This is a genomic window from Mycobacterium appelbergii (assembly GCF_032883035.1).
Taxonomy (GTDB): domain Bacteria; phylum Actinomycetota; class Actinomycetes; order Mycobacteriales; family Mycobacteriaceae; genus Mycobacterium; species Mycobacterium appelbergii.
This window is the reverse complement of the sequence record NZ_JAMQTH010000009.1, coordinates 327067-333110: the sequence shown is the minus strand read 5'-3', so window position 1 is coordinate 333110 and position 6044 is coordinate 327067. Positions and strand designations below refer to the sequence as shown.

Here is a 6044-nt window from a genome sequence, read left to right as displayed (position 1 = left end):
TGCTGCCCTGAACACGAAACGCCATCGAACAACACCCCTAAACAAATCAGGTGTTGCAGCGACCGCTTGATTCTGCGGCGCGGATTCTGTCCCTCAGCGCAGTCTCGGCGATAGCGCCTCACCGGGCCGGTCCGTGGGCACACTTCGCGAACGGGGCGCGACTTTGTCGCTATTAAGCGGGCAAGCGAAATCGCGGTGTCGATGAGACTGATGTGAGTGCTGCGACCAGTGTGATTCGCAGGCTGGTTCAGGAGTGGTTTATGTTGCCGTAGAGGCGATTTCAGCGACAAAGTCGCTAATAGGCGGGCGGCACGAGTGCCTGTTCGAGGCTGGGCCGTATGAGGCAGATGGTGCACCGAGCAAGAGCGTAGGCATGCGACGGGTTCCCGCTCAGACCAGGCTCAGCCCGCGAACTCCGCAGGCAGGCCGTCGATGCCGGCCCGGATCGCGGTGAGCGCATCGGCGCGGGCCTTGAGCTTGCTGGCCACATGCGCGGTGGTGTGCACGGTCGCCGCCGCCTCGGCAGCCACCTGTTGGGCGCGGCTCAGCACGGCATCAGGCTCGACGATCTCATCGAGCCAACCGCCCGCGATCGCGGCGTCCCCGGCGAATGTCGCCGCCAGTGCGATGCCCCGCTGAAACGCCGCACGCGTCAACCGCATACGCATGATCTCGATCGCCGCGATCGGCAGCGTCATCCCGATCGTGACCTCGTTGGCCTGGCACCGCGATTTCGGTGAGCCCACCCGATGGTCGCCCGACAGCAGCAGAAACGATCCCATCGCGATCGCGGGCCCGGTTGCGGCCATGATCACCGGCACAGGGAAGGACAGGCAGCGCACCGACAGTTCGAAGCCGCCGGCCAGCATGCCGAGCGCCGCCGCCGAATCGCCCGAGGAAAATACACTGAGGTCGAACCCGCCGCTGAAGACTCGCGAATTACCGGCCAACACAACGGCTTTCACTTCGCCGCCGGCCGCCGCTTGGGCAGCCTGGTCCAGCGCCGCGTTGATCTCGGTCTGCATTGCCGGAGACAGCGCGTTGACCTTGCCGTCGTCGAGCGTGATCGTTGCGACGGACTCGTTGAGCTCGTAGCTCACCAGGCTGCTCATCGGTCCGATGCTACGGCGGGCTGCACTCAGGCAGTGAACTCAGGCAGTGAACTCAGGCCTTGTGCCGACGTCCGCTGCGCGGAGCGATCAGATCCGTCTCGGGATCATCGTCGTCGTCGAAGTCCTCGTCGTCGATCTCGTCGGTGGCGTCGTAGCGGCTCTTCCACCGCTCCCGTACCTCGGCGCCGAGCGCTTTGATCCGGTTGATCTCGGACCGCAGCATCTGCTCGTCGGTCTCCTTAGCGGCGTACTGGAAATAGGCCAGCACGCCGCGCAACAACTCGAGCTTCTGCTTCTCCTGCCTGGCCCGGTCATGGGTGGTCAACAGCTCCATGCGATCCACCGGCGGCAGCGTCGCCCAATCCAGCACCGTGGTGTTGCGGAACTTCTTACCGCTGGCCTTGCCGCCGGTGCCAGGCTCGTCGTAGTAGGTGATCGCGCCGTCGAAGCGGGACGCGATCGCCTCGCCGAGTTGCTTGCGGTCCAGCGCCGAATCCCACACGATCCGCCACTCCTGCGACGGCGCCAGGTATGGGATCTCCGCGGGCAGATTCAACGGGACGATGTCGACGTAGTTCTCGTCGTAGGAGCTCTCGTACTTGCCCACGGTCGGGGGATTGGCGAACTCGAAACGCAACCCGTATGCCGGTCGCTGGCCGTAGTTGCGCACGACGAGCTCGACGAGGTGCCAGTCGGCGCTGCTGGGTTCCATGAACATCGACACGTTCGGCTGCGTCAGCTCGGCCCGGCGCTCCTTGGCCTTCAGGTACTGCCGCCATGCGTAGACGAGTGCGACGATGACGACGACGATCGCGACCCATGCCGCAAGCGCTGTCCACGCGCCCGGGTCAAAACTAGCCAACTCACGCCCCCGATCCGTGATCGAATCAAATATCCCCACCAACCGCTTATATCACGGACGGAGGGCCCGCACCGGGTTCGTTGACAGCAAACATTGTCAGGATTGCAGGGGTGTCGGGCGGCCCGGCGCCAGGATATCGGCAGCCGGTCGGGTTACGACGCTGCAGCGGTGAGTATTTCGCGCTCGACGCGAGCCGTCGTCGGTGCCGTCACCAGCCGCTCGCCGCGGGCCAGCCAATCGGCGTCGGCCCATTCGATCCGGGCAGGCAGCCGCCGCCAATACTGCGGATGAGCCTGCAGATGCACCTCGACGCTGGCATGCACGCGGGCATCCAGCGGTGGCCGGTGCAGCCCGATGGTCGGGGCGGAACCGGCCAGGGCGTCCAATTCGGTGGGCGACGAGAGGCGGTCGGCCACCAGCAGCCCCGCCTCGACAGCGCCGGTGAGCACCCAGTCCAACGCGATGTCGGCCAGCGGCCAGCACGCGCCGTAGCCGCCGGCGATATCGCAGTGCGCGCCGCGGAACCACACCTCGTCGACTGCGTCGCAGTGGTGGATGGTGTGTCGGCCACCGTCGATCGCCACCGCGTGCCTGCCGCCGTCGATATTGGTCAGCGGGCCGATGAACTGAGGAGACCCCGGAATCCGCATCCCGTCCCACGTCCCCAAAAACCGCACCGGGATGGCCGTTTCGTCGTCACCGAGCAGCTGGGCGGTCAATCGGCTGACCCGATGCCAATCCTGTGGGGTACGCGCGGTGGTCGGCAGCACATAGGTGGCCAGTGCGTAGTCCCCCAGGTCATCGGAACGGGCAGGCAACAGCCCGACCGTGCCCAGGAGGGTGGCGAGCTCACGGGCGCGGTGGCCGCCGTGCCCGCCGCCGAACAGGAAGATGTGGTCCCCGGGTTCCCAGTAGCTGTCGACGAACCGGTAGGCGTCGATGACCGCCGCGCGGGAATCGCGGACGACCGCGCTGCGCCGTCCCGGCATGAGGGCGGCGCCGTGTGCCGGCGTCGCGCCGTTGTGGTACCAGCCGACCTGCTGTTCGTCGGTGTCCAGCAACCGGAAAAGCGCCTGGGTGTTGGTCGCGTCATGCGGCCCCGAGCGCTCATCTGCCTGATCGAAGCACAACACGATGTTCTTCACGACGACCCCCGGGCCGGACTGACGGAAACTCTCTCATCAGTTTGCCGGGAAACGGCCGAGATGTCCTGAGTATTGCGCTACTCTATTCGCCGTTTTGGGCCGTTCCTTGCCTTCGCAACGGAACGTCCTACGAAATCAGTGGTTGAGAGCCGCTTGGGCTGATGGATTCGTCTGTTTCGGGGCTGTTCGGCAGGCAGAGGGCTTATTTTCACGCCATTGCGCGGTGCTAACCACCCATCAACATGCGCCACTGCTCCAGATTCGATGCGCGGTACACGTAGTTGCTGCGCGTGACCTCGGCCAGTGGGGCGCTCGGCTCGGCGGAGTACCAGTGCCCCGGGAAAACCATCGGGTCGCCGGACAGTTTCGCCAGCGCCTGCAGGCTGCGGAACATGGCGTCGACATCGCCGCCAGGAAAGTCGGTACGGCCGCAACCTTCGAGGAATAGCGTGTCCCCGGCCACCAGCCTGCCGTCGAGCAGGAAGCACTGGCTGCCCGGCGTGTGGCCCGGGGTGTGCAGCAGTTCGATCTCGATCGCACCGACGTCGACCTTGTCGCCGTGCTCGTGTCTGGTCAGATCATTCACCGAAATCCCGGTGATCCGCGAAACCCACTCCGCTTCATTGGTGTTGACGTGCACCGGGACCGGTGTCCGCTCCAGCAGCTCGGCCAGGCCTTTGAAGTTGTAGCCCATCATCGATCCGCCGACGTGATCGGGATGGTGATGGGTGACCAACGCCCCGGACAGGTGCATGTCGTCGGCCTCCAGGACGTCCACCAGGTCATCGGCGGCGTACGCCGGGTCGACGATCACGGCGTCACCGGTCTCGCGGTCACCGATCAGGTAGGCGAAGTTGCGCATCTGCTGGGCGATCATGTCGTCGGCCGCGAAGTCGCGGCCGGCCAGTAATTGCTTGAAGTACAGGCGGTCCTGTGGTGTCGGGTTGGCCATGACCCCAATCATTGCAGGTTAAAAAACCGCACTTCACACGGTGTTTAAACGCACACCGGCAAAAGTCGCATTCTTGATGCGGAATTTATAGCGTTCGAATCATGCAGCTGACCCGGTTCACCGACCTCGGGCTGCGCACGCTGATGCTGCTGGCCGCGGGGGAGTCCCACGAGCGGCGCGTCACGACCCGCACCATCGCCGTCAGCGCCGACGCCTCCGAGCATCACGTCGCCAAGGCGGTGTCACGGTTGGTCGAGCTGGGCATGGTCCACGCGCGGCGCGGGCGGGTGGGAGGAATCGTGCTCACCGACGCGGGCCGCACCGCCTCGATCGGCTGGCTGGTCCGCGAACTCGAAGGCGACCGGGAGGTCGTCGAATGTGGCGGGGTCAACCCGTGCCCGTTGATCGCGGCCTGCCGTCTGCGCCGGGCGTTGGCCGAGGCGAAAGCGGCCTTCTACCGAGAACTCGACCGCTACACCGTCACCGATCTCGCCGACGGCCCCGGTCTCCCGATTGTTCTGCAACTCACCGGAAAAAGAACACCCTGGAAAGGAACCCACTGATGACCGTCACCACTCCCGAGACGTCGGCCGTACGCGACGAACTTGAGTCGCACCACGCCGAGATCGTCCGGGCGACGCTGCCGCTGATCGGCGCACACATCGACGAGATCACCAAGGAGTTCTACCGCCTGCTCTTCGAGAACCATCCGGCGCTGCTGCGCAATCTGTTCAATCGCGGCAACCAGGCCCAGGGCTCCCAGCAGCGGGCGCTGGCCGCCTCGATCGCGACGTTCGCCACCCACCTGATCGACCCGGCGTTGCCGCATCCGAGCGAGTTGCTGTCCCGGATCGGGCACAAGCACGCATCGCTGGGCATCACCGCAGACCTGTACCCGGTCGTTCAGGAGAACCTGTTCGCGGCCATCGTGGACGTGCTCGGTGCCGATACGGTGACAGCCGACGTCGCTGCCGCATGGGACCGCGTCTACTGGATCATGGCCGACACTCTGATCGAGCTGGAACGCAAACTGTACGACGCGGCGGGCGTCGAACCCGGTGACGTTTACCGGCGGCTGCGGGTCCTCTCCCGCGTCGACGACCCGTCCGGTGCCGTGCTGATCACCGTCCGCGCCACCGGACCGGTGAATTTCCTTCCCGGCCAATATGTTTCAGTGGGCGTGACCATGCCCGACGGCGCCCGCCAGCTGCGTCAGTACAGCCTGGTCAACGTCAGCGGCTCAGCCGAGCTGACCTTCGCGGTCAAACCCGTCGACGCCGTATCCGGTCAGCCCGCCGGCGAGGTCTCGACCTGGATCCGGACCAACGTGTGCGTCGGCGACCTCCTGGACGTCACGCTGCCGTTCGGCGACCTGCACACCGACGGCCCCGACGGCCGGTCGTTGGTGCTGATCTCCGCGGGCATCGGCATCACCCCGATGATCGGCATCCTGGAATCCATCGCCGCCGACCGCCCCGACACCACGGTGCGGGTGCTGCACGCCGATCGCAGCGACGGCACCCACGCACTGCGCGAACGCCAGCACGAACTGATCGACGCACTGCCCAACGGCAGCGTGGACATCTGGTACGAGGACGGCCTGACCGCAGGCACCCCGGGTGTGCACGCCGGGCGGATGAGCCTGGACGGCATCGACCTGCCCGCCGACGCCGACGTCTACCTGTGTGGCGGCGCCGGGTTCGTCGAGGCCGTGCGGAACCAGCTGGGCGGCCTCGGCGTCGCTCTCGAACGGGTGCATTGCGAGCTGTTCGCACCCAACGACTGGCTCCTGTCCTGACCGGAGCGGCTCCACGGCAGGGATGACCTGCGGTTTGGTGCGGTTGCGGGGGAAGTTGTACCCTCTTTAAGGCCCCGCTGCCGTAACGCCGCGGGCCAGGCCCCCTTAGCTCAGTCGGTAGAGCGTTTCCATGGTAAGGAAAAGGTCAACGGTTCGATTCCGTTAGGGGGCTCGG

The 6044-nt window shown here is 65.9% G+C and carries 6 protein-coding genes and 1 tRNA gene; 3 read left to right on the top strand and 4 right to left on the bottom strand.

What is annotated here, in order from left to right; all coding sequences use genetic code 11:
• Window positions 1-401: 401 nt before the first annotated feature.
• From M1247_RS22455 to M1247_RS22440, 4 genes are all read right to left on the bottom strand, one after another.
• Window positions 402-1112, bottom strand: coding sequence for a crotonase/enoyl-CoA hydratase family protein (locus M1247_RS22455; RefSeq protein ID WP_317158574.1), 711 nt, complete (start codon window positions 1110-1112; stop codon window positions 402-404).
• A gap of 52 nt (window positions 1113-1164) precedes the next feature.
• A complete protein-coding gene (locus M1247_RS22450; RefSeq protein WP_317158573.1) occupies window positions 1165-2013 on the bottom strand; it encodes a DUF8453 domain-containing protein in 849 nt (282 codons plus the stop codon).
• 113 nt (window positions 2014-2126) lie between these two features.
• Entirely contained in the window at window positions 2127-3119 is a 993-nt protein-coding gene (locus M1247_RS22445) for a phospholipase effector Tle1 domain-containing protein (RefSeq protein ID WP_317158572.1), read from the bottom strand.
• 226 nt (window positions 3120-3345) lie between these two features.
• Window positions 3346-4071 (bottom strand): MBL fold metallo-hydrolase, encoded by a 726-nt coding sequence (locus M1247_RS22440; RefSeq protein WP_317158571.1) that lies wholly within the window; start codon window positions 4069-4071, stop codon window positions 3346-3348.
• Window positions 4072-4172: 101 nt separating this feature from the next.
• On the opposite strand from M1247_RS22440, the gene M1247_RS22435 reads away from it, so the two are divergent.
• The 3 genes from M1247_RS22435 (at window position 4173) to M1247_RS22425 (ending at window position 6041) form a co-directional block, all read left to right on the top strand.
• Window positions 4173-4634, top strand: coding sequence for an RrF2 family transcriptional regulator (locus tag M1247_RS22435; RefSeq protein WP_317158570.1), 462 nt, complete (start codon window positions 4173-4175; stop codon window positions 4632-4634).
• Window positions 4634-5869 (top strand): globin domain-containing protein, encoded by a 1236-nt coding sequence (locus M1247_RS22430; RefSeq protein WP_317158569.1) that lies wholly within the window; start codon window positions 4634-4636, stop codon window positions 5867-5869. The genes M1247_RS22435 and M1247_RS22430 overlap by 1 nt, the downstream gene beginning before the upstream one ends.
• A gap of 99 nt (window positions 5870-5968) precedes the next feature.
• Window positions 5969-6041, top strand: a tRNA-Thr gene (locus tag M1247_RS22425).
• Window positions 6042-6044: the final 3 nt, after the last annotated feature.